Origin of the sequence: Piscinibacter sp. HJYY11, from assembly GCF_016735515.1 — a bacterium.
Lineage (GTDB): Bacteria > Pseudomonadota > Gammaproteobacteria > Burkholderiales > Burkholderiaceae_C > Rhizobacter.
The window spans coordinates 3,362,618-3,383,243 of the sequence record NZ_JAERQZ010000001.1; the positions used below are offsets into that span (position 1 = coordinate 3,362,618).

The 20,626-nt window shown below is 68.8% G+C and carries 21 protein-coding genes; 17 read left to right on the forward strand and 4 right to left on the reverse strand.

The features are described from left to right. Positions 1 to 63 precede the first annotated feature (63 nt). From JI745_RS15565 to JI745_RS15590, 6 genes are all read left to right on the forward strand, one after another. Positions 64 to 948: a pirin family protein gene (locus JI745_RS15565; RefSeq protein WP_201808576.1), complete on the forward strand. Its 885-nt coding sequence runs from the start codon at positions 64 to 66 to the stop codon at positions 946 to 948. Positions 949 to 1,011: 63 nt separating this feature from the next. Next, positions 1,012 to 1,458: a VOC family protein gene (locus JI745_RS15570; protein WP_201808578.1), complete on the forward strand. Its 447-nt coding sequence runs from the start codon at positions 1,012 to 1,014 to the stop codon at positions 1,456 to 1,458. A 37-nt stretch (positions 1,459 to 1,495) separates the two neighbouring features. Then, on the forward strand, positions 1,496 to 1,864 hold the full coding sequence (locus JI745_RS15575; protein WP_201808579.1) for a glutaredoxin domain-containing protein: 369 nt from the start codon (positions 1,496 to 1,498) through the stop codon (positions 1,862 to 1,864). Continuing rightward, complete coding sequence (locus JI745_RS15580; protein ID WP_201808586.1) at positions 1,861 to 3,294, forward strand: alpha/beta hydrolase; 1,434 nt, start codon at positions 1,861 to 1,863, stop codon at positions 3,292 to 3,294. Before JI745_RS15575 ends, JI745_RS15580 begins: the two co-directional genes overlap by 4 nt. Then, entirely contained in the window at positions 3,291 to 4,076 is a 786-nt protein-coding gene (locus JI745_RS15585; protein ID WP_201808589.1) for an ATP-binding cassette domain-containing protein, read from the forward strand. Before JI745_RS15580 ends, JI745_RS15585 begins: the two co-directional genes overlap by 4 nt. Continuing rightward, a complete protein-coding gene (locus tag JI745_RS15590; RefSeq protein WP_201808592.1) occupies positions 4,073 to 5,245 on the forward strand; it encodes an ABC transporter permease in 1,173 nt (390 codons plus the stop codon). Before JI745_RS15585 ends, JI745_RS15590 begins: the two co-directional genes overlap by 4 nt. 7 nt (positions 5,246 to 5,252) lie before the next feature. Here JI745_RS15590 and JI745_RS15595 read toward each other — a convergent pair whose 3' ends face one another. Continuing rightward, a complete protein-coding gene (locus tag JI745_RS15595; RefSeq protein ID WP_201808594.1) occupies positions 5,253 to 6,383 on the reverse strand; it encodes an SMP-30/gluconolactonase/LRE family protein in 1,131 nt (376 codons plus the stop codon). A 49-nt stretch (positions 6,384 to 6,432) separates the two neighbouring features. On the opposite strand from JI745_RS15595, the gene JI745_RS15600 reads away from it, so the two are divergent. Continuing rightward, positions 6,433 to 6,915: a GNAT family N-acetyltransferase gene (locus JI745_RS15600; RefSeq protein ID WP_201808596.1), complete on the forward strand. Its 483-nt coding sequence runs from the start codon at positions 6,433 to 6,435 to the stop codon at positions 6,913 to 6,915. 346 nt (positions 6,916 to 7,261) lie between these two features. Here the strand turns inward: JI745_RS15600 and JI745_RS15605 are convergent, their stop codons facing one another. Continuing rightward, positions 7,262 to 7,669, reverse strand: coding sequence for a hypothetical protein (locus JI745_RS15605; protein ID WP_201808598.1), 408 nt, complete (start codon positions 7,667 to 7,669; stop codon positions 7,262 to 7,264). A gap of 164 nt (positions 7,670 to 7,833) precedes the next feature. Here JI745_RS15605 and JI745_RS15610 point away from each other — a divergent pair, with 164 nt between their 5' ends. The 5 genes from JI745_RS15610 (at position 7,834) to JI745_RS15630 (ending at position 14,395) form a co-directional block, all read left to right on the forward strand. Next, positions 7,834 to 8,562, forward strand: coding sequence for a LuxR family transcriptional regulator (locus tag JI745_RS15610; protein WP_201808599.1), 729 nt, complete (start codon positions 7,834 to 7,836; stop codon positions 8,560 to 8,562). A 125-nt stretch (positions 8,563 to 8,687) separates the two neighbouring features. After that, positions 8,688 to 9,410 (forward strand): autoinducer binding domain-containing protein, encoded by a 723-nt coding sequence (locus tag JI745_RS15615; protein WP_201808601.1) that lies wholly within the window; start codon positions 8,688 to 8,690, stop codon positions 9,408 to 9,410. Between the two features lie 287 nt (positions 9,411 to 9,697). Next, entirely contained in the window at positions 9,698 to 10,957 is a 1,260-nt protein-coding gene (locus JI745_RS15620; protein WP_201808603.1) for an HlyD family secretion protein, read from the forward strand. A gap of 70 nt (positions 10,958 to 11,027) precedes the next feature. Then, positions 11,028 to 13,106, forward strand: a complete 2,079-nt coding sequence (locus tag JI745_RS15625; RefSeq protein ID WP_236675007.1) for a peptidase domain-containing ABC transporter — start codon at positions 11,028 to 11,030, stop codon at positions 13,104 to 13,106. A gap of 17 nt (positions 13,107 to 13,123) precedes the next feature. Beyond that, positions 13,124 to 14,395 (forward strand): HD-GYP domain-containing protein, encoded by a 1,272-nt coding sequence (locus JI745_RS15630; RefSeq protein WP_201808608.1) that lies wholly within the window; start codon positions 13,124 to 13,126, stop codon positions 14,393 to 14,395. Positions 14,396 to 14,407: 12 nt separating this feature from the next. On the opposite strand, the gene JI745_RS15635 is transcribed toward JI745_RS15630, so the two are convergent. Next, on the reverse strand, positions 14,408 to 14,674 hold the full coding sequence (locus JI745_RS15635) for a YkgJ family cysteine cluster protein (protein ID WP_201808610.1): 267 nt from the start codon (positions 14,672 to 14,674) through the stop codon (positions 14,408 to 14,410). 146 nt (positions 14,675 to 14,820) lie between these two features. On the opposite strand from JI745_RS15635, the gene mnmG reads away from it, so the two are divergent. The 5 genes from mnmG to JI745_RS15660 are packed head-to-tail and all read left to right on the forward strand — an operon-like array spanning position 14,821 to position 19,668. Continuing rightward, positions 14,821 to 16,785 carry a tRNA uridine-5-carboxymethylaminomethyl(34) synthesis enzyme MnmG gene (gene mnmG, locus JI745_RS15640; protein ID WP_201808612.1) on the forward strand — a complete coding sequence of 655 codons (1,965 nt, stop codon included), beginning with the start codon at positions 14,821 to 14,823 and terminating at the stop codon, positions 16,783 to 16,785. Beyond that, positions 16,775 to 17,443: a 16S rRNA (guanine(527)-N(7))-methyltransferase RsmG gene (rsmG, locus tag JI745_RS15645; protein ID WP_201808614.1), complete on the forward strand. Its 669-nt coding sequence runs from the start codon at positions 16,775 to 16,777 to the stop codon at positions 17,441 to 17,443. Before mnmG ends, rsmG begins: the two co-directional genes overlap by 11 nt. 7 nt (positions 17,444 to 17,450) lie before the next feature. Further along, positions 17,451 to 18,068 carry a LysE family transporter gene (locus JI745_RS15650; RefSeq protein WP_201808622.1) on the forward strand — a complete coding sequence of 206 codons (618 nt, stop codon included), beginning with the start codon at positions 17,451 to 17,453 and terminating at the stop codon, positions 18,066 to 18,068. A gap of 32 nt (positions 18,069 to 18,100) precedes the next feature. Then, positions 18,101 to 18,871: a ParA family protein gene (locus tag JI745_RS15655; RefSeq protein WP_201808624.1), complete on the forward strand. Its 771-nt coding sequence runs from the start codon at positions 18,101 to 18,103 to the stop codon at positions 18,869 to 18,871. Between the two features lie 8 nt (positions 18,872 to 18,879). After that, positions 18,880 to 19,668, forward strand: coding sequence for a GNAT family N-acetyltransferase (locus tag JI745_RS15660; protein WP_201808626.1), 789 nt, complete (start codon positions 18,880 to 18,882; stop codon positions 19,666 to 19,668). A 4-nt stretch (positions 19,669 to 19,672) separates the two neighbouring features. Here the strand turns inward: JI745_RS15660 and argC are convergent, their stop codons facing one another. Next, positions 19,673 to 20,617, reverse strand: a complete 945-nt coding sequence (gene argC / locus JI745_RS15665) for an N-acetyl-gamma-glutamyl-phosphate reductase (RefSeq protein ID WP_201812589.1) — start codon at positions 20,615 to 20,617, stop codon at positions 19,673 to 19,675. Positions 20,618 to 20,626: the final 9 nt, after the last annotated feature.

Here is a 20,626-nt window from a genome sequence, read left to right on the forward strand (position 1 = left end):
TTTGAGCGCTGTGTGCAAAAAGTCTTGAGCGCAGGGGTTTTGGCGAGGCATAGAGTGCTCAGCATGAACACGATCACCTCCACCCCTTCCGTCCTGTCCGTTGCCACGTCGCGCCGCGTCGAGCGGCTGGTGCGTGGCCAGCCCACGTCCGATGGCGATGGCGTGAAGCTCACGCGTGTGCTCACGCAGCCGCTGCAGCGCCGGCTCGACCCCTTCCTGATGCTCGATGCCTTCGGCAGCGACAGCGCGTCCGACTACATCGGCGGCTTCCCGAGCCACCCGCACCGCGGTTTCGAGACGGTGACGGTGATGCTCGAAGGCCGCATGCGCCACCAGGACAGCGTGGGCAACGTCGGCCTGCTCGAACCCGGCAGCGTGCAGTGGATGACCGCCGGGCGCGGGATCATCCACTCCGAGATGCCCGAGCAGGAAGAGGGCCGCATGGCCGGCTTCCAGCTGTGGGTGAACCTGGCCGCGAAGGACAAGATGACCGCACCGATGTACCGCGACGTGCCGCCGCAGGGCGTGCCCGTGTTCACGCTGGCAGACGGCGTGACCGTGCGCGTGATCGCCGGCGAGAGCCACGGCGTGACCGGCGCGGTGACACGTCCGACGACCGAGCCGCTGTACCTGGATGTGGCGCTGCCCGCGGGCACCTCGTTCGCGCAGCCGATCCCGGCCGGGCACAACGCCTTCGTCTACGTGTACGGCGGTGCGGTCGAGATCGAGGGCACGCGGGTCGACCGTGAGCGCATGGCCATCCTGGTCAACGACCCGGCGGCCGATGGCGTGACGGTGCAGGCGGTCGACGGTGACGCGAAGCTGCTCGTCATCGCCGGCCAGCCCCTCAACGAGCCCATCGTGCAGTACGGGCCCTTCGTGATGAACACGCCGGCCGAGATCCACCAGGCGATGGCCGACTTCCAGCGTGGGGTGCTCGCGACCTGAACGACACGGCGCCCGGGGCGGCCGATACTGGCCGCCCCGTCCATCGCCGCCAGGAGCGCGCCCATGATCGAGGTCACCGGCATCGACCACATCTACATCACCGTCTCCGACCTGGCCCGTTCGCAGGCCTTCTACGACACGGTGATGCGCGAGGTGCTCGGCTTTCGCAGCAACAGCTTCGAGATCGGCGGCGACCGGCACGTGCAGTACTACAACCGCCACTTCGGCTACGTGCTCCGGCCGCGGCGTGGCGGCGGCACGCACGACCCGTATTCGCCGGGCCTGCACCACTTCTGCCTGCGGGTCGACTCGGTCGACGACGTGGTGGCGGCCGCGAAGGCGCTGCGCGCCGCCGGCATCGAGGCGAGCGAAGCGCACCTGCACCCCGGCTACGCGCCCGACTACTGGGCCACGTTCTTCACCGACCCCGACGGCGTGCGGCTGGAGATCACCAACTACCGTGCCGAGCGGCGCGAGCGGCACGACCGGTGGGATGTGTTGACCGGGTGATCTAAGCTCGCGGCTTCGCTGTTTCACGAGAGCCTCGATGCCGCGCCCGATCCTCGACGAGTCCCTCATGCACCCGGCCATCCGCGACAAGGTGGCCAACCTCAACGCCGACATCGTGCACAACGTGCGCTCGGCGGCGGCGTCGAACCCAGTGCTGGTGGTGGGCATGGCGCTCAACATCCCGGCACGCCGCGCCCGGCGTGCGCTCGACGCCGCCGGCGTGCCCTACCAGTACCTCCAGTTCGGCGGCTACTTCAGCCAATGGCGGCGTCGCAATGCGCTGAAGATGTGGACTGGCTGGCCGACCTTTCCGATGGTGTTCGTGAAAGGCCAGCTCGTGGGCGGCGCGAGCCAGCTGCAGCGGCTCATCGCGAGCGGCGAACTGAAGCGCCTGCTCGGGCAATGAAGCGATCCTGGTTCTGCGGCCTGGCCTTGGCCACGCTTGCTGTTCAGGCGCAGGCGGCCACCACGCCGTGCCGCGTCGACGGCCTGTCACACCTCGTGCAGTGCGGCCAGGTGCAACGCCCGCTCGACCCGGCCGCGCCCACGGGCCGGCAGATCACGGTGCACTACGTCGTGGTGCCGGCGCTCGCGCGCAACAAGCTCGCCGACCCGGTGTTCCTGCTCGCCGGTGGCCCGGGGCAGAGCGCAATCTCGCTTGCGGGCCAGGTGATGCCGCTCTTTGCGCGGCTCAACAACCGGCGCGACATCGTGCTCGTCGACCAGCGTGGCACCGGCCGCTCGGCGCCGCTCGTGTGCGACGACCCGCGCCAGCAATCGGTGGCCGAACAGTCCGACCCCGAGCGCCAGCTCGCGCAGCTGCGCGAGTGCCGCCAGAAGTTGCAGGCGCTGCCGCACGGCGACCTGCGCCACTACACCACGCCGGTCGCGATGCAGGACCTCGAGGCCGTGCGGCGCGAGATCGGCGCCGAGCGCATCAACCTCGTGGGCGTGTCGTACGGCACCCGTGCGGGCCTCGACTACCTGCGCCAGTTCCCCACCCACGTGCGGCGCCTGGTGCTCGATGGCGTGGCGCCGCCCGACATGGTGCTGCCGGCGAGCTTCGCGATCGATGCGCAGGCGGCGTTCGAATCGCTGCTCAGCGCCTGCGAGGCCGAAGCGGCGTGCCGGCGCGACCACCCCAACCTGCGCAGCACCTGGTCGGCCTGGCTCGCCCGGCTGCCGCAGCCGGTGACGGTGCAGCACCCGCTGACCGGCCAGCCCGAGTCGTTCACGCTGACGCGGGCGATGGTGGCCTCGGCGCTGCGCGGTGCGCTCTACACGCCCACGCTGGCGCAGGCGCTGCCGGTGGCGATGCACGAGGCCACGCAAGGCCGGCCGCAGGCGCTGCTGACGCTCGGCAGCAGCCTCACCACGCGCAAGGGCTCGGCGCTGGCGATGGGCATGCACTTCTCGGTGCTGTGCAGCGAGGACGTGCCGCGCCTGGCGAGCGCGCCCGCGGCGCGGGCGAGCGGCGCCGGTGAGGGCCTGCAGGTCTACGACCAGGCCTGCGCGGGCTGGCCGCGGGGCGAGCTGCCCGTGGCGTACGACCAGATCGGTGTGAGCCCGGCGCCGGTGCTGCTGCTGAGCGGCGGCCTCGATCCGGTGACACCGCCGCGGCATGGCGCGCGCGCCGCCCAGGCCCTGGGCGCCAAGGCCCGCCACGTGGTGGTGCCGAACGCCGGCCACGGCGTGCTCGGCGTGGGCTGCGGCCCCGAGTTGCTCACCCGCTTCATCCACACCGAGGACGATGGCGCGGCGCTCGCGCTCGACACCCGCTGCGTCGAACGTGTGCCGCGACCGCCGGCCTTTCAACCCGTGGGGAGCCTGCGGTGATCGAGGTGCGTAGCGTGGCCAAGCAGTTCGCCGCGGTGCACAGCGGCTGGCGCTTCAAGCGCGGCGCACCGGTGCAGGCGGTGCGCGACGTGAGCTTCGTCGCCCCCGACGGCCGCATCACTGGCCTGCTCGGCCCCAACGGCGCCGGCAAGACGACGACGCTGCGCATGCTGGCCGGGCTCATCACCCCCGATGCCGGCACGCTGAGGGTGGAAGGCGTCGACGTCGCACGCGACCCGCAGGCGGCGCAGAGCTGCATGGGCGTGTTGAGCGATGCGCGCGGCCTGTACCCGCGCCTGAGCGCACGCGAGAACATCGTCTACCACGGCGGGCTGCACGGCATGTCGCGCGAGGCGGCGAACGCGCGCGCCGAGTCGCTGGCGCAGATGCTGGAGATGACGCCGCTGCTCGACCGCCGCACCGAAGGCTTCAGCCAGGGCGAGCGCATGAAGACGGCGCTGGCCCGCGCGCTGGTGCACGACCCGCGCCACATCGTGCTCGACGAGCCGACCAACGGCCTCGACGTGGTGGCCACCCGCGCGCTGCGCGAGACGCTGCGCTGGCTGCGCTCGCCCGAGGGCGGCGCGAAGTGCATCGTCTTTTCCACGCACATCATGCAGGAGGTGGAGCGGCTGTGCGACGAGGTGGTGGTGGTGTCGCACGGGCTCACCGTGGCGCACGGCACGGTCGACGAGCTGCTCGCGCAGACGGGCGAGCGTGACTTCGAGCAGGCGTTCGTGAAGCTCGCGTTTCCCGAGACATTGCCGGAGGCGGTGGCATGAGGTTCGCCAGACTCACCGGGACGGTGATGCGCAAGGAGCTGCTCGACGCCCTGCGCGACCGGCGCACCTTGCTGATGGTGCTCATCTCCGCCGTGCTGCTCGGGCCGCTGGTGCTGGTGGCCCTGTCGAGCCTGCTGGCCTCGTTCGAGGAGCGCGCCGAGCGGCGCGAGCTGGTGGCGGTGGGCATGGAACACGCGCCGGGGCTCGCCAACTTCCTCGCGCGGCAGAGCATCACGGTGCTGCCGGCGCCGAAGGACTACGAGGACCTGCTGCGCCGCTCGAAGCTGCACGAAGCGGTGCTGGTGGTGCCGCCGGGCTTTGAGGCGGCGCTGCTGCGTGGCGAGCAGCCACAGGTGGAAGTGGTGCAGGACAGCGGCAACCGACCCTCGCAGGCGAGCGCCGGGCGCGTGGCGCGGCTGCTGCAGGCCTATGCGCGCGAGCGCGGGGCTGTCAGCCTGATGCTGCGCGGGGTATCGCCCGAGCTGCTGTCGCCACTCTCGGTGCAGGACCGCGACCTCGCGAGCACGCAGGCGCGGGCGGCGCAGCTCACCGCGATGCTGCCCTTCTTCATCATGATGGCGGTGCTCTACGGCGCGCTCAACGCGGCGCTCGACACCACGGCCGGCGAGCGCGAGCGCTCATCGCTGGAGCCGCTGCTGATGACACCCGCGCCGCGTGCAGCGCTCGTGCTCGGCAAGTGGGCGGCGGTGGCCTTGCTCGCGATGCTGATCGCGGTGCTGAGCTGCCTCGGCTTCCTGCCGGCGCAGTGGCTCTTGCGCAGCGACACGCTGCAGGCGATGTTCCAGTTCGGCTGGGTCGAGGCGCTGTGGTTCCTGGCGGTGCTGCTGCCGTTTGCCGCCGCGCTGTCGGCGGTGCTGATGGCGGTGGCGATCCGCTGCAAGACCTTCAAGGAAGCCCAGGCGGCGAGCACGCTGGTGGTGCTGGTGGTGTCGCTCTTGCCGCTGATGACGACCTTCAACCAGAGCGGCGAGGCGCCGTGGCACCTGTGGGTGCCGGCGCTCGCGCAGCACACGCTGATGACCAAGGTGCTGAAGGGTGAGGGCGTGGGCCCCGAGCAGCTGCTGGTGCCGATCGTCGCCTGCGTGCTGCTGACGGCGATCGGTGTCGGCTACGTCGCGCGGCGTCTGCGCGCCGCCGCGGTGCGTTAGACGGGGCTCAGAGGCCTGCTTTCTTCTTGTCGAGCCAGCCGAGCGACTTGGCGTGCAGGCTCTGGATGTAGAGCCGGTCGCCGCTCTCGGTGACGGCGGTGGTCTCGGGGTAGGTGCCCGTCGGGTCCTGCAGGTCGAGCAGCACCTGGCCCGATTCGTCGAACGCGACCACGTGGCCGTAGGCGGGCGGCACCGGCCACAGCGCCTTCGGCAGCCTCATCGAGAGCGCACGCAGCCAGGGCTTGCCGGCGCTGTTGTCGATGAAGGCACCGCGTGGCTTGACGAGGCCCATCCACACGCGCCCGTTCTCGCCGCGCATGAGGTTGTCGGGGTAGCCGGGCAGGTTCTGCATCAGCACGCTGGCGCCGGCCTGGGGTGCCTTGGCGCTCAGGTCGGCGGCGCGGGTGGCGACCTTCCAGATGCGGTACTCGCCGGTCTCGGCGACGAAGAGGTGCTGCTCGTCGGCGGAGAGCGCCACGCCGTTGGGGAAGCACAGGTCGGCGAGCAGCACGCGGGTGGCCTTGGTGGCCGGGTCGTACTCGAGCAGGCGGCCTGTGGACTGATGCTCGATGATGTCGAGCACGCTCGCGTTGAAGGTGCCGCCCCAGGCCTTGGCGCCGAAGCGCTGGCTGGCGTCGGTGAAATAGACCTTGCCGCTCTTGGCGACCACCACGCCGTCGGCATAGGCGATGGGCGTGTTGTTGACGCTGTCGGTGAGTAGCTCGAGCTTCGCGCTCGCGCCGCTGCCGGTGGCGCGGAAGAGCCCGCCGTGCGGGCCGGCCATCGGGTCGGCGATGACCATCGCGCCATTGGCATCGAAGTCGAAGCCGAGCGGGCGGCCGCCGGTCTGCAGCACGACCCCGCGGTCAGAGCCGTCGGGGCGCATGCGCAGGATCGCGCCGCTCTCCACCGCGATGTAGAGCCAGCCGTTGCGCAGCACGATGTGCTCCGGGCCCTGGTGGCTGCCGAGGTCGACCGTCTCGAGCCCGGCCAGGCGGGTGTTGACCGCATGCGCGCCGGTGTAGCCGGGCGAGGGCGCCACCGTCCACGCCACCGGCTTCACGGGCACCGGCCACACGAGCAGGTAGGCGACCAGTGCGGCAATGATCACGAACAGGCCTAGCAGGATGCGGCGCATCGGAAACCTCCTCCTTTGAATGGGGCCCGAGTATGCGCATGATGGGCGCATGAACCAGCCCGTTGCTTCCCTGAGCCTCACCTGGCGTGTGGCCCGTCTCGAGGCGCTCTCGCCGCTCGAACTGGCCCGCCTCTACCGCGCCCGGCAGACGGTGTTCGCCATCGAGCAGAACAGCCTCTACCTTGACGCCGACGCGGCTGACGAGCGCTCCTTCCACATCGCCGCATGGGCTCCGGGGCATGAGCTGCCGCTGGCCTGTGCGCGGCTGGTGGACCCGGGCGTGAAGTACGCCGAGCCCTCGATGGGGCGCGTGGTCACCACCGCCGCGGGCCGCGGCACGGGCCTCGGCCGCGAGCTCGTGGCGCGGGTGCTGCAGGTGTCGGCCGAGAAGTTCCCGGGGCAGGGCAACCGCATCTCGGCGCAGTCGCACCTGCGGCGCTTCTACGGCAGCTTCGGCTTCGAGGCGGTCGGCGAGGACTATATGGAAGACGGCATCCCGCACATCGAGATGCTGTTGCCCGCACGTCAATGACAAGGTCTTGTCATTGGCCACGGCGGGGCGCGCCCGTAGTCTCCCGCTGTTGCCGACAGGGCAATCGCATGGACCCCTGCTCCACGAGAGAGGGGGCTGACGTGGGCAGGCTCCCGGACGGGGAGGACACAAGGGAGGCGTGAGGGCCAGCCGGACCACCGGCGACCGGCATGCCGCTGCCCGAGGGCCTGGCCACGTTGGCATCCATCACCCGACCGCACGCCTGTCGGGCTGCCCGAACTGCATCGGGTCTCCAAAGGGGTTGCGCGAGCAACCTGCACCTACCGGGGTGTTTTCCAGGCCACCCGTGCCCGTGCGGTGGCCTGTCTTCTTTTCTCGTTGCCCCTCAGTGCTCGACGCGCTCCAGCGCACGCTGGACTTCGCTCTGCCAGGGCAGGGCGTGCACCAGCTCGTTGAGGCACAGCGTGACCTCGAAGTCGCTGAGCTTCTTGCCTCGGGCGCCGACGAGCTGCAGGTTGGTGACGAGCCCGAAGGGGTCGGCCATCGCGACCACGCCCTCCTGGATCTCGACCCAGTCCCAGGCCACGCCGGCCGCGCCTTCGCCCGAGGGGCCGCCCCACAGGGTCTGGCCGGTGGTAGGGCTGTCGGCGTCTCCCGGTTTGAGCACGCGGGTCCCGAGGTGCACGAAGTTGAGGCTGGGCGCCTGCGTGACGGGGCAGGTGACGGGGGGCCACGCACACACGATCCATGCGGGCGCAGCGTTGGCTGGGGGTTTGGACAATGGGCGCAGCATGAGAGTCCCGATGGTTGTTGGAGTGGCGGCATGGTGCGCACAGGCCGCGCCCTTCGCAGCTGTCAACCCTGCCAGCTGTCAAACATGACAGGTGTAATCTGTGGCAGGTCGCCAGTCGCACGGCGACGCCTACTCAACAAGTGCCTCCAAGGGGCCGAACAGGGATGGATCAGGATTTCCAGCATGGCGACTACCTCGCATTGCTCGAGGTGTCGACGCAGGACGAGCTGCAGGCCTGCGTGGTGCGTTTCGCGCAGCAGCTGCAGTTCAGGACGGTGTCGCTCACGACGGTGCTCGAGCGCCCCGGCCTCGAGCCGGAGTTCCGCTCGGTGCACAACACGCCAGCGGCCTACTGCGACAGCTTCTCGAACCTCGACGATGCCAAGGTCGACCCGGTCAGCCAGCACTGCAAGCACAGCCACCGCCCGCTGGTGTGGGACCAGTCCACCTACGTGCATGCCGGGCAGGGCGAAGCCTGGGAGCACCAGGCGCAGCACGGCTACCGCACCGGCATTGCGGTGGTGCACCACCTGCCGAACGGCCGCCACATGATGTTCGGCCTGGACCGCGAGACCCCGCTCGCGCCGCATTCGCCCGAGGTCACGCGCGCCCTGGCCGCGGCGCAACTCTTTGCAACTTATGCCCTGGAGCCGGCGATGCGCCTGCTCGCCCCGCCCGAGCTGGAGCGGCACAAGGGCGTGGCGCTGTCACCGCGCGAGCTCGAGGTGCTGCGCTGGACGATGGAAGGCAAGACCGCCTGGGAGATCGGGCGCATCCTCGGCATCGCGGAGAACACCGCGATCCGGCATGCCCACAGCGCGTCGCGCAAGCTCGGGTGCTCGAGCAAGCACCATGCGGTGGTGAAGGCGTTGCGGCTGGGGTTGATTCAGTGAAGCTGCGCGAACCAGCATCACGCTGCTGCCAGGGCGTTACGGATGCCGCGTCTGACGCCGTCCTTTCGTATCATGGCCGTCCAACGCTGTCGGCGGCGGCCGTGAACAAGTTGAGGGTCTAGCTCATGTCAAGCCTGCTTCAAAGTGGCTACTTGTCCGTTCTTGAAGCCAAGACGAAGGACGAGTTGTTGGCACACGTCGTGCGATTCGCTCGGGAGCTCGGGTTTCAGACGGTTACCGCGTCAACCGTCATCGATCATTTCATCGGCGATTCGGAATTCGTTTGGATCGATAACGCGCCGGCCGGCTATCGCGAGATCGGGGAGGACCGCAACACGGCGAAGCGCGATCCTGTGATGCAGCACTGCAAGAACAAGAGCGTGCCCATCATCTGGAGTCAGACCACCTACGTTGACGCCGGCCAGGCGGAGGTGTGGGAAGAGCAGGCGCGCTTTGGCTACCGGCATGGCATCTGCCTCGCTCTGCACATGCCGGAGGGGCGGCACTTCCTGTTCGGCGTGGACCGCGATCAACCCCTGCCGAAGGATCCGATGGAAATCACCCGCATGGTGGCGGCCTTGCAGCTCTATGCGGTGCATGCACAGGAGGCCTCCGTTCGCTTGTTGCGGCCAGCAGTCGCCACGCCGGAAGGGCCGTCGCTGACACCGCGCGAGCTGGAAACGCTGCGTTGGACGATGGAAGGCAAGACAGCGTGGGAAGTGGCGAACGTTCTTGGCATCAGCGAACGAACGGCCGTTCTGCATGCCAACAACGCCATGCACAAGCTTGGGTGCGTGAACAAGCATCAGGCGGTCTTGAAGGCGCTGCGGCTCGGCTTGATCCGCTGATCCCCTTGCACCCTGGGATTTCACGGAGCGCATCCCTGTAAGAGCTGACAGTTACCTCGCCTCGCGACGGCTGCTGCAATGTGTCCAGTGCACATCGCCTTGTGCACAGTTCCACAGGAGCACACCATGCAGCCGACCACGACCCCGAGCGTTCCCGCTTCTTCCGTTCCTTCCAAGCAGCAGCCCGGCCAAGGGGTTCCCGCCCCTCAACCGCTGCCCCCAGAAGTGCTGCGGCAAGTGTCGGGTGGTGCGCCGCGGCCCATCTGGTGATGGCTCGGTAGCGGGTCATGCCCTCGCTCTTCCGCCCTGAAGTCGTCGAAGGCCGACGACAGCAGTGGCTGGGCAGCATCCAGCTGATCCGGCCGGTATCGCTCGCCGTGCTCACCGTCTTCGTCGCCGTCACGGCGGCGGCGACGGTCACATACCTATCGCTCGGGGAGTACACGCGCAAGGCACGTGTGAGTGGATACCTGGTGCCGGATCGCGGCGTGATCCGGCTCGTGCCGCCGCAGGCTGCGACCGTGGTCGAGCGGCACGTGACGGAAGGGCAGGTGGTCAAGCGCGGCGACGTGCTCTTCGTGTTGTCGATGGAGCGGGCCACGCTCCGCGGCGACACGCAGGCCGCCGTGCAGGCCTCTCTCGCCGCGCGCGAGAAGAGCCTCAAGCAATCGACCGAACAACAGCAGCGCCTGCAGCAATCGCAGGCGTCTGCCTTGCAGCGGCAGATCGCCGCCATGCGCGGCGAGCTGGCGCAGATGGAGGCCGAAGCGGCCCTGCAGTCGCAGCGGCTCGCGCTTGCACAGCAGGCGCAGGCGCGGCTCGAATCGTTGCGCAACGACAACTTCGTGTCGTCGGCGCAGGTGCAGGCCAAGGCCGAAGAGGTGCTGGGCCTGCGCGCGCAGCTGCAGGGCCTGGAGCGCCAGCGCGCCGCACAGCAGCGCGAGATCGGCAACCTGGAAGCGCAGGCGCGCGAACTGCCGCTGCGCATGCAGGCGCAGCAAGGCGAGCTGGAGCGCGACCTCGCCGTCGTGGCGCAGCGCTCAGCCGAAAGCGAAGCGCAATCCCGCCTCGTGGTGCGTGCACCGGAAGACGGCATGGTGACTGCGGTGGTCGCCGAGCGGGGCCAGCCGGCGACGCCGGGTGTCGCACTCGCGAGCCTGCTGCCGGCCGATGCCAAGCTGCAGGCCCACCTCTTCGCGCCGTCGAGCGCGGTGGGCTTCCTGCATTCGCGCCAGTCCGTGCAGCTGCGCTACCAGGCCTATCCGTACCAGAAGTTCGGCCACCAGGCGGGGCAGGTGCTGCAGGTGTCGCGCACGCCGCTGCAGGCCAGTGAGCTGGCCGGGCTGTCGCTGCCGGCGCGCGGGGGTGATGGCCACGAGCCGCTGTACCGCATCACCGTCGCGCTCGATCGCCAGGCGGTGCAGGCCTATGGCCAGGCACAGCCGCTGGCGCCGGGCATGCAGCTCGACGCCGACGTGCTCCTCGATCGCCGGCGCTTGATCGAATGGATCTTCGAACCCTTGTTGAGCGTGACGGGTCGCGTATGAGCCGCCCCATCGAAGGCTTGTATTGATGCTGGACGCACTCCACCTCGGTTGGGGCGCTCGTCGCGTCCCGATGATCCTGCAAACCGAGGCCGCTGAATGCGGCCTCGCTTGCTTGGTGATGGTCGCGGCGCAGCATGGGTTGCGCACCGACCTGCCGACCTTGCGCAAGCGCTTCTCGTTGTCGCTCAAGGGGGCCACGATGGCCGACCTGGTGCGCATGGCCGGGCGCATGCAGCTGAGCCCGAGGCCGCTGCGCGCCGAGATGGAGCACCTGCCACAACTGGCGCTGCCCTGCGTGCTGCATTGGGACCTGAACCACTTCGTGGTGCTGACCGAGCTCCGCGGTGACGTGGCCGTGATCCACGACCCGGGGCAGGGTGTGCGCCGCCTGCGGCTGTCCGAAGTCGGCCAGCATTTCACCGGCATCGTGCTGGAGCTGTCGCCCGCGCCTGATTTCAAGCCGAAGGAAGACCGGCAGTCGATCAGCATGCGGCAGATGATGGGCCACGTGTCGGGCCTGCGCCGCTCGCTGGGCCAGATCTTCGTGCTGGCGCTGGCGCTCGAAGCCTTCATGCTGCTGTCGCCGTTCTTCATGCAGTGGGTGGTCGACGGCGTGCTGGTCAGTGCCGACCGCGACCTGCTGCTCACGCTGGGCCTGGGCTTCGGCCTGCTGGTGTTGATCCAGGTGGCGACGGGGGCGATCCGCTCGTGGGCGGTGCTGTACCTCTCGTCCACGCTCAACCTGCAGTGGCTGGGCAACGTGTTCGCGCACCTGATGCGGCTGCCGGTGAGCTGGTTCGAAAAGCGCCACACCGGCGACATCATGTCGCGCTTCGGGGCCATCCAGAAGATGCAGGAGACGCTGACCACGAGCTTCATCGAAGCCGTGCTCGACGGCCTGCTGGTGGTGCTGACGTTTGTGGTGATGTGCGTCTACAGCGTGACGCTCGCCGCCATCGCGGCCGGCAGCGTGGCGATCTACGCGCTCCTGCGCTGGGCCTTCTTCCGCCCGCTGCGCGAAGCGACCGAAGAGGAGATCGTGCACACGGCCAAGCGCTCGACGCACTTCCTGGAGTCGCTGCGCGGCGTGCAGAGCATCAAGCTCTTCAATCGACAGGAAGACCGCCACGCCGAGTTCATGAACAAGGTGGTCGACGCGATGAACGCCAACATCGCCACGCGCAAGCTCGACCTGCTGTTCGGCGTGCTGCACAAGCTGGTGTTCGGGCTGGAGCGCATCGCGGTGATCTGGGTCGGCGCGCTGCTGGTGATGGACCAGCGCTTCTCGGTCGGCATGCTGTTCGCGTTCTTCGCCTACCGCGAGACGTTTTCGACGCGGGTGAGCGGCCTGATCGACAAGGTGGTCGAGCTCAAGATGCTCAAGCTCGAAGGCGAGCGCCTGGCCGACATCGTGCTCACCGCGCCCGAGGCCGAGCCGGATGTGCCGGCACGCGAACGCGACGAAACGCCGGCGCGGCTGGAGCTGCGCAACGTCAGCTTCCGCTACTCCGACAACGAGCCCGAGGTGCTGAAGGACGTGAGCTTCACCATCGAGCCGGGCGAGTCGGTGGCGATCTCGGGTCCCTCGGGCTGCGGCAAGACGACGCTTCTGAAGGTGTTGCTCGGCATCCACGAGCCGCAGGTGGGCGAGGTGCTGGTGGGCGGCGTGCCGCTGCGCCAGCTGGGCCTGCGCAACTTCCGCGACAAGGTCGGCACCGTGATGCAGGAAGACCAGCTCTTCGCCGGCAGCATCACCGACAACATCAGCTTCTTCGACGCCCATGCCGACCCGGCGTGGGTCGCGCAGTGCGCGCGGTTGGCCGCCGTGCACGACGAGATTGAAGCCATGCCCATGGGCTTTCACACGCTCATCGGCGACATGGGGGCCAGCATCTCCGGCGGGCAGAAGCAGCGCATCCTGCTCGCCCGCGCGCTCTACAAGCGACCCCAGATCCTGTTCCTCGACGAAGCGACCAGCGCGCTCGACGTGGACCGCGAACGCCTGGTCAACCAGGCGGTGCGCCAGCTCGACCTCACGCGCGTGATCGTGGCGCACCGGCCCGAGACCATCGCCTCGGCGTCGCGCGTGATCGTGCTGAAGGATGGGCACGTGGCTCAAGAGCTCCGCACCGTCGGTGCGGGGCGCTAACTTCTTCGTCATCGCTCATGCACCTGTCTCTCTCACCGGGGAGTGAGCCCAACCCGCATGCGCTGGCGGCCATGACGCAGGCGGCGGAGATGTACGCGATCGTCGCGTCGCAGGACATCGTCGACAGCCGCGGCGTGAAGCTGTGGGCGCAGGGCCAGCCGGTGTCGGCGGCCCTGCAGCAGCGGTTGCTCGAGCGGCGGCTCAAGAAGCCGGTCGAGGCTTGCCTGCTGGCGGAAGACGGCATCACCCCGTTCCGCTTGATGCACGACCTGCAGGCGCTGCTCGAGTCGCAGCACCCGCTCGCACCGGCGCTGCGGGCGCACGGTCAGGTGCTGGTGGCGCAGCTGAAGCAGATCCCGCTGCACGCGGTGGCGCAGCTGCTGCTCACCACCGCCGCGGCGGCGCGGCCGCAGGCGCTGGTCCATGCCGTCACCGGCATGGCACTGGCGGGCGCGATGATGGCGAGCCGGCAGGCCTCGTCGCTCGAAGTGCGGCTCGCGATGCTCGGGGGCTTGCTGCACGACATCGGCGAGATCTACATCAACCCCGCGTTCCTCGACTACACGCACGCGCTCGACCTCGTCGGGCACAAGCACCTGGTGGTGCACCCGCGGGTGGCGCAGATGCTGCTGGACGGCTTGACGGACTACCCCAAGGCCCTGGGACGGGGCATCGCCGAGCACCACGAGCGACTCGACCGCTCGGGCTACCCCGCGCGGCTCGGGCCCGACGCCTTGTCGACGCTCGGGCGGGTGCTCTCGGTGGTGGAGGTGACGCTCGGCAGCGCGAGCGACCCGCATGCGCCGCTGACCCGTGCAAGTTTCGCGTTACGTGTGGTGCCCGGCGAGTTCGACCCCACGTGGTCGGCGTTTGTCTGCGAAGCGGCGAACGATGCCCGCGAAGACTTTGCGCTCGACGACCAGCCCGCCGCAGCCACGCTGGCCGTGCAGCTGGCGGAGATCGACGAGCACATGGCGTCGGCCCACCAGCTGGCCAAGGAGCTGAACGAACAGCGCCGCACCTCACAGATCACCGAGGTGGTGGCCGACGCGCTGCACCGCCTGGAGCGCCTGCGCGTGGCGTGGAATGCGCTCGGGCTGTGGGGCGAAGAAGCGCTCACCGCCCACCTGCCGCCGGGCGAGCGGCTGGAGCTCATGCTGGCCGAGAGCGAACTGCGCCAGCGGCTGCGGGCGTTTCACCGCGAATGCCTGCTGCTGAGCGAGGGCCTGACGGAGGCCGAGAAGTTCAGGCTCTCACCCTTGTGGCAGGGGCTGCTGGAGCCGATGTGAGGCGCTGGCCGCTCAGGGTGAGGTGAGCTGCTCGATGTGGCCGAGCCAGCGCAGGGCCTGCTCGCGGGTGTCGCCGCACATTTCGGAGGAGGGCTGCAGCGAGCTGCAGACGGCCGGCCGGTCCGCTTGGCCGAAGATGGCGCAGGCGTTGTCGGCCGTGAGGTGCAGGCAGCGCACGCCGGCCGGCTTGCTGATGCCGTTGACGAGCGGCATGCCAGGGATCGGCGAGGAGATCGAGGGCGCGATGCAGCAGGCGCCGCAGCCGGGTCGGCAGTTCATGCGCCGATTATTTGGCAGGGGCGCCACGGCAGGGGCGGGGCTTGCGGGCCGAGCCGTGACGCACAAGGCTCGCCCACCTAAAATTCACGCCCTGCCTGCGCGGGCGTGTTCCGTCATGAACCCCGTGCCCCTCTCCCGGAGCCCCCATGTTGTATCCCCATGAATTCGACGTGATCGTCGTCGGCGGCGGCCATGCCGGCACCGAAGCCGCGCTGGCGGCCGCGCGCATGGGCGTGAGCACGCTGCTGCTCACGCACAACATCGAGACGCTTGGGCAGATGAGCTGCAACCCGTCGATCGGCGGCATCGGCAAGGGCCACCTGGTGAAGGAAGTCGACGCGCTGGGCGGCGCGATGGCCGCGGCCACCGACGAATCGGGCGTCCAGTTCCGCATCCTCAACGGATCCAAGGGGCCGGCGGTGCGGGCGACCCGCGCGCAGGCGGACCGCATCCTCTACAAGGCGGCCATCCGACGCCGGCTGGAGAACCAGCCGAACCTGACCCTCTTCCAGCAAGCGGTCGACGACCTGATGGTCGAGGGCGACCGGGTGGTGGGGGCTGTGACACAAGTTGGCATTCGCTTTCGGGCTAGGGCGGTGGTGCTGACGGCCGGCACCTTCCTCGACGGCAAGATCCACGTCGGCTTGCAGAACCACGCGGGTGGCCGGGCGGGGGACCCGCCGGCGGTGTCGCTGTCGGCGCGACTCAAGGAGCTGAAGCTGCCGCAGGGCCGGCTGAAGACCGGCACGCCTCCCCGGCTCGATGGCCGCACCATCGACTTTTCGGTGTTGACCGAGCAGCCCGGCGACCTCGACCCGGTGCCCGTGTTCAGCTTCATGGGCCATGTGTCGCAGCACCCGCGTCAGGTGCCGTGCTGGATCACCCACACCAACGAGCGCACGCACGAGATCATCAAGTCGGGTTTCGACCGCAGCCCGATGTTCACCGGCGTGATCGAAGGGGTGGGGCCGCGCTACTGCCCGAGCATCGAGGACAAGGTCAACCGCTTCGCCGACAAGGACTCGCACCAGATCTTCCTGGAGCCCGAAGGCCTGACCACGCATGAGTTCTACCCGAACGGCATCAGCACCAGCCTGCCGTTCGACGTGCAGCTGGCGGCCGTGCGCTCCATGCGCGGGCTGGAAAAGGCGCACATCCTGCGCCCCGGCTATGCCATCGAGTACGACTACTTCGATCCTCGCGGGCTGAAGGCGAGCTTCGAGACCAAGGTGATCCAGGGCCTGTTCTTCGCCGGCCAGATCAACGGGACGACCGGCTATGAGGAGGCGGCGGCCCAGGGCCTGTTCGCCGGCATCAACGCCGCCCGCCAAGTGCAAGGCCGCGAGGCCTGGACGCCGCGTCGCGACCAGGCCTACCTCGGCGTTCTCGTCGATGACCTCATCACCAAGGGCGTGACCGAGCCGTACCGGATGTTCACCAGCCGGGCCGAGTTCCGCCTGCAGCTGCGTGAAGACAACGCCGACCTTCGGCTGACCGAGGTCGGGCGTGAGCTGGGTCTGGTCGACGACGAGCGCTGGGCGGCGTTCAACCGCAAGCGTGACGCCATCGCCCGTGAGACCGAGCGCCTGCGCTCGACCTGGGTGCATCCAGGATCACTGCCCACCGAGGTGGCCGAGCGTTGGCTCGGCAAGTCGATTGAGCGCGAGTACAACCTGGCCGACCTCTTGCGACGTCCAGGCGTCGACTTCAACGCGGTCACGGAAGTGGCGGCCGTTGCCAAACCTGAAGCCGGTGTTTCACGTGAAACACTGCGCCAGGAGTTAGGTGCCGAACTGGCCGACGCGGTGATCGAGCAGGCCGAGATCAGCATCAAGTACGCGGGCTACATCGACAAGCAGGTCGAAGAAGTGGAGCGCACTGCGCACTACGAAGGCCTGCGGCTGCCGGCGGAACTGGACTACGCCCAGGTCACCGCCATCAGTTTCGAGGCGCGCCAGAAGCTCGCGCTCCACCGGCCGGAGACGCTCGGTCAGGCCTCCCGCATCTCGGGCATCACCCCCGCCACCATTTCGCTGCTGCTGATCCACCTGAAGAAGGGCCGATTCAAGGGCTTTGCGGCCAACGAAGCGTCGGGTCGCAATGCCGCCTGAAGCAGCCCAAGGGTCGTTGCGCGATGCGCTCCTGAAAGGCGCCGACACCCTAGGTGTGGCGCTGAACGACGCCCAAGGCCAGGCCTTGCTCGGCTACCTGGCGCTGATGCAGAAGTGGAACGGGGTCTACAACCTGACCGCCGTGCGCCAGCCGGCCGAAATGCTGACCCACCACCTGCTCGACAGCCTGGCCGTGCTGCCACCCTTGCGCCGCCACCTGGGCGGGCGTGCCGCCCGCATCCTCGACGTCGGCAGTGGCGGTGGCTTGCCCGGCGTCGTGCTGGCCATCCTGGAGCCGCAGCTGGAAGTGACCTGTGTCGATTCGGTGGGCAAGAAGGCGATCTTCATCCGGCAGGTGGGCGTCGAGCTGAAACTGCCGAACCTGGGTGCGGTGCATGCCCGAGTGGAAGACCTGCGCCTGCCGCCGTTTGATGTGGTCACCTCACGAGCCTTTGCTTCACTGGTGGACTTCACACGGCTGACGCGGCACCTGGTGGGTGAGCAGGGCGTGTGGATGGCGCTCAAAGGCAAAACGCCTGACGACGAGATCGCCGCATTGCCGCCAGAGTGGGCAGTGTTTCACGTGGAACAACTGACGGTGCCCGGCCTCGATGCCGAGCGCTGCCTGGTCTGGCTGCGTCGGGCCACCGCGGCGTGAGGTGGGCATGACAGTCTTTGGCATTTCCGATTTCGGCACCTACTGCGTCTCCATCTTGGTGTTTCTCGCCCTGCCAGGACCGGGCACCTTCGCGTTGCTCACCTCGACGGCGAAGGGCGGCTTCCGGGCCGGCGCGGCCGCCACGTTCGGCCTGATCGTGGGCGACCAGGTGCTGCTGTGGGCGGCGGTGGCCGGCGTGGCCGCCTTGCTCGCGGCCCACCCGCTGGCGTTCAAGGCGATTCAGTACGGCGGCGCGCTGTACCTGGCCTGGATCGGCCTGCGCCTGATCTTCGCGAAGGAGGCTGGGGCGTTGCCCATCCACATCGCGCCGCGCCACTACCTGCGCCAGGCGTTCTTCATCACCTTGTTGAACCCCAAGGCCATCGTGTTCTACATGGCCTTCTTCCCGCTCTTCATCAACCCGGCCACGCACCAGGGTGCCGTCACCTTTGCCGCGATGGCGGTGACGATCGCGCTCATCACCCTGGTCTACTGCCTGGCCCTGTGTGCGTTTGCCGGGCTGGTGACGCAGCAGGTCAAGGCGCACAAGCGGTTGGCAAGGGGGCTCGAGCGCATCGCCGGCCTGTTCCTGGTCGGCTTCGGCATCCGTCTTGCGGCGCCGTGAGCCGCATTCTTCTCCCACCCACCGGATCGGTCATGACCCGAATCTTTTGTGTTGCCAACCAGAAAGGCGGCGTCGGCAAGACGACCACCACCGTCAACCTCGCCGCCGGCCTCGCCAGGATCGGCCAGCGTGTGCTGGTGGTCGACCTCGATCCGCAGGGCAATGCCACCATGGGCTCGGGCGTGGACAAGCGGGCGCTCAAGCTCAGCGTCTACGACGTGCTGCTCGAATCGGCCTCCATCGCCGAAGCCCGCCAGCGCAGCGAGAAGGTGGGCTACGACGTGCTGGGTGCCAACCGCGAGCTGGCCGGCGCCGAGGTCGAGCTCGTCGAGCTGGAACGGCGTGACAAGCGCCTGAAGGCAGCGATCGAAGCTGCCCGTGCCGACTACGACTTCGTGCTGATCGACTGCCCACCCTCCCTGAGCCTGCTGACGCTCAACGGCCTGTGCAGCGCCCACGGCGTGATCGTGCCGATGCAATGCGAGTACTTCGCGCTCGAAGGCCTGAGCGACCTGGTCAACACCATCAAGCAGGTGCACGCCAACCTCAACCCCGACCTGCAGATCATCGGCCTGCTGCGGGTGATGTTCGACCCGCGCATCACGCTGCAGCAGCAAGTGAGCGAGCAGCTCAAGGCGCACTTCGGCGACAAGGTCTTCAACACCGTGATCCCGCGCAACGTGCGCCTGGCCGAGGCGCCCAGCTACGGCTTGCCCGGCGTCGTGTTCGACCCGGTCTCCAAGGGCGCCCAGTCCTTCATCGAGTTCGCCGAGGAAATGGTCAAGCGCATCAAGTCGCTCTGACCCCGCCGATGCAACTGCCGGTCCCCGACCTCAACCCGCGCTTCGACAGCCAGTTGCTGTCGCGGGTGGAAGACGCGGGCCTGAACGCGAGTGCGCCGCCGCAGCAGCGCTGGGTCGACGGCTGGCTGGTGCGTTTCTCCGCCGGCAAGGCGAAGCGGGCGCGCTGCATCAACGCGGTGGCCGACGGCCGCCTGAGCGTGGCGACGCGCCTGGCCCAGTGCGAGGAGGTGTACGCCCAGGCCGGCTTGCCGCTGGTGGTGCGCATCACCCCGTTCACCCGTCCGGCCCACCTCGACGACACCCTGGCCGAGATGGGGTTGCACACGATCGACGACACGCGGGTGATGGTGCTGGATTCACTCGACGCCCTGCCGGCGGTCGACTGGCCGGCGGGCTGGTCGGCCCACAACATCGGCCTCGACCCCTTTGCACAGCGGGTCGGCGCCTTGCGGGGCTCGCCGCTTTCGCAGCGCCAGGCGCATGCCGAGCGGCTGCTGCACTCGCCCGTCCCGTTCACCGCCTTCGAATTGCGAGAGCAGGGCGAGGTGCTGGCGTGCGGCCAGTACGCGATAGAAAGCGACCTGGTCGGGCTCTACGACGTCTTCACCGCGCCCGAGGCCCGTGGCCGCGGCTGCGCCAGCCGCTTGTGCCTGCACATGCTCGCGCACGCCCGCTCACGCGGGGCGCGGCACGCCTACCTGCAGGTCGAGCATGACAACCACGCGGCGCGGGCCATCTACCACCGCCTGGGTTTCGCCGACGGCTACGCCTACCACTACCGGACGCGCCGCATCTGAACCGTCAGACCAGGCCGAGCGTCTCGTCGACACCCAGGTGCACGTTCATCGACTGCACCGCCGCGCCGCTCGCCCCCTTGCCCAGGTTGTCGATGCGGCACATCAGGATCGCCTGGCTGTCGTTGGCGAACACGAAGATGTCGACGTTGTTGGTGTCGTTGTTGGCCTGCACGTCGAAGAAGCCCGACTCGAGCGTGGCGGCGTCGCGCAGCGGTTTCACACGCACGAAGCGCTCACCGGCGTAGCGATCGGCCAAGCCCTTGTGCAGCGCCTCCGGCGTGGTGCCCGGCTTGAGTTGCGACAGATGCAAGGGCACACTCACCGCCAAACCCTTGAGGAAGCTTCCGACGATCGGCTGGAAGATCGGCGGCGTCTTGAGGCCGGTGTGGGCCGACATCTCGGGCACGTGCTTGTGCTGCAGCGTGAGGCCATAAGGGCGGGGCGCGTCGAGCTTCGGGTCGCCGCCGGCTTCGTACTGCTCGATCATCTTCTTGCCGCCGCCGGAGTAGCCGGTGATCGAGGTTGCACTGACCGGGAGCGTTGGCGCCACCAAGCCCGCATCGACCAGCGGGCGCAGCAAGAGGATGAAAGCGGTGGAGTGGCAGCCGGGATTGGAGATGCGCTTGGCGGCGCGGATGCGATCGCGCTGGTCGGGTGCCAGCTCCGGCAGGCCGAACACCCAGTCCGGCGCCACGCGGTGCGCGGTGCTCGCATCGATGATGCAGGTGCGGGGGTTGTTGACCAGCGCCACCGCTTCCTTCGCGGCCGCGTCGGGCAGGCAGAGGAAGGCGATGTCGGCCGCGTTGAGCAGGCGAGCGCGTTCGTCGGTGTCCTTGCGGCGCTCGGGCGCGATGCGCAGCACGTCGATGTCGCTGCGGTTCGCCAGATACTCGTTGATGCGCAGGCCGGTGGTTCCTTCCTGGCCGTCGACGAACACCTTGTACTTCATCTTCATCAC

Bases quoted from the DNA above. Each gene is read 5' to 3' on its own strand.
- JI745_RS15660 (WP_201808626.1), top strand. From the start codon at position 18,880: ATGCAACTGCCGGTCCCCGACCTCAACCCGCGCTTCGACAGCCAGTTG.
- mnmG (WP_201808612.1), top strand. From the start codon at position 14,821: ATGTTGTATCCCCATGAATTCGACGTGATCGTCGTCGGCGGCGGCCAT.
- JI745_RS15610 (WP_201808599.1), top strand. From the start codon at position 7,834: ATGGATCAGGATTTCCAGCATGGCGACTACCTCGCATTGCTCGAGGTG.
- JI745_RS15635 (WP_201808610.1), bottom strand. From the start codon at position 14,674: ATGAACTGCCGACCCGGCTGCGGCGCCTGCTGCATCGCGCCCTCGATC.
- JI745_RS15615 (WP_201808601.1), top strand. From the start codon at position 8,688: ATGTCAAGCCTGCTTCAAAGTGGCTACTTGTCCGTTCTTGAAGCCAAG.
- JI745_RS15565 (WP_201808576.1), top strand. From the start codon at position 64: ATGAACACGATCACCTCCACCCCTTCCGTCCTGTCCGTTGCCACGTCG.
- JI745_RS15580 (WP_201808586.1), top strand. From the start codon at position 1,861: ATGAAGCGATCCTGGTTCTGCGGCCTGGCCTTGGCCACGCTTGCTGTT.
- rsmG (WP_201808614.1), top strand. From the start codon at position 16,775: ATGCCGCCTGAAGCAGCCCAAGGGTCGTTGCGCGATGCGCTCCTGAAA.
- JI745_RS15600 (WP_201808596.1), top strand. From the start codon at position 6,433: ATGAACCAGCCCGTTGCTTCCCTGAGCCTCACCTGGCGTGTGGCCCGT.
- JI745_RS15575 (WP_201808579.1), top strand. From the start codon at position 1,496: ATGCCGCGCCCGATCCTCGACGAGTCCCTCATGCACCCGGCCATCCGC.
- JI745_RS15595 (WP_201808594.1), bottom strand. From the start codon at position 6,383: ATGCGCCGCATCCTGCTAGGCCTGTTCGTGATCATTGCCGCACTGGTC.
- JI745_RS15590 (WP_201808592.1), top strand. From the start codon at position 4,073: ATGAGGTTCGCCAGACTCACCGGGACGGTGATGCGCAAGGAGCTGCTC.
- JI745_RS15570 (WP_201808578.1), top strand. From the start codon at position 1,012: ATGATCGAGGTCACCGGCATCGACCACATCTACATCACCGTCTCCGAC.
- JI745_RS15655 (WP_201808624.1), top strand. From the start codon at position 18,101: ATGACCCGAATCTTTTGTGTTGCCAACCAGAAAGGCGGCGTCGGCAAG.
- JI745_RS15625 (WP_236675007.1), top strand. From the start codon at position 11,028: ATGATCCTGCAAACCGAGGCCGCTGAATGCGGCCTCGCTTGCTTGGTG.
- JI745_RS15630 (WP_201808608.1), top strand. From the start codon at position 13,124: ATGCACCTGTCTCTCTCACCGGGGAGTGAGCCCAACCCGCATGCGCTG.
- JI745_RS15650 (WP_201808622.1), top strand. From the start codon at position 17,451: ATGACAGTCTTTGGCATTTCCGATTTCGGCACCTACTGCGTCTCCATC.
- JI745_RS15605 (WP_201808598.1), bottom strand. From the start codon at position 7,669: ATGCTGCGCCCATTGTCCAAACCCCCAGCCAACGCTGCGCCCGCATGG.
- JI745_RS15620 (WP_201808603.1), top strand. From the start codon at position 9,698: ATGCCCTCGCTCTTCCGCCCTGAAGTCGTCGAAGGCCGACGACAGCAG.
- argC (WP_201812589.1), bottom strand. From the start codon at position 20,617: ATGAAGTACAAGGTGTTCGTCGACGGCCAGGAAGGAACCACCGGCCTG.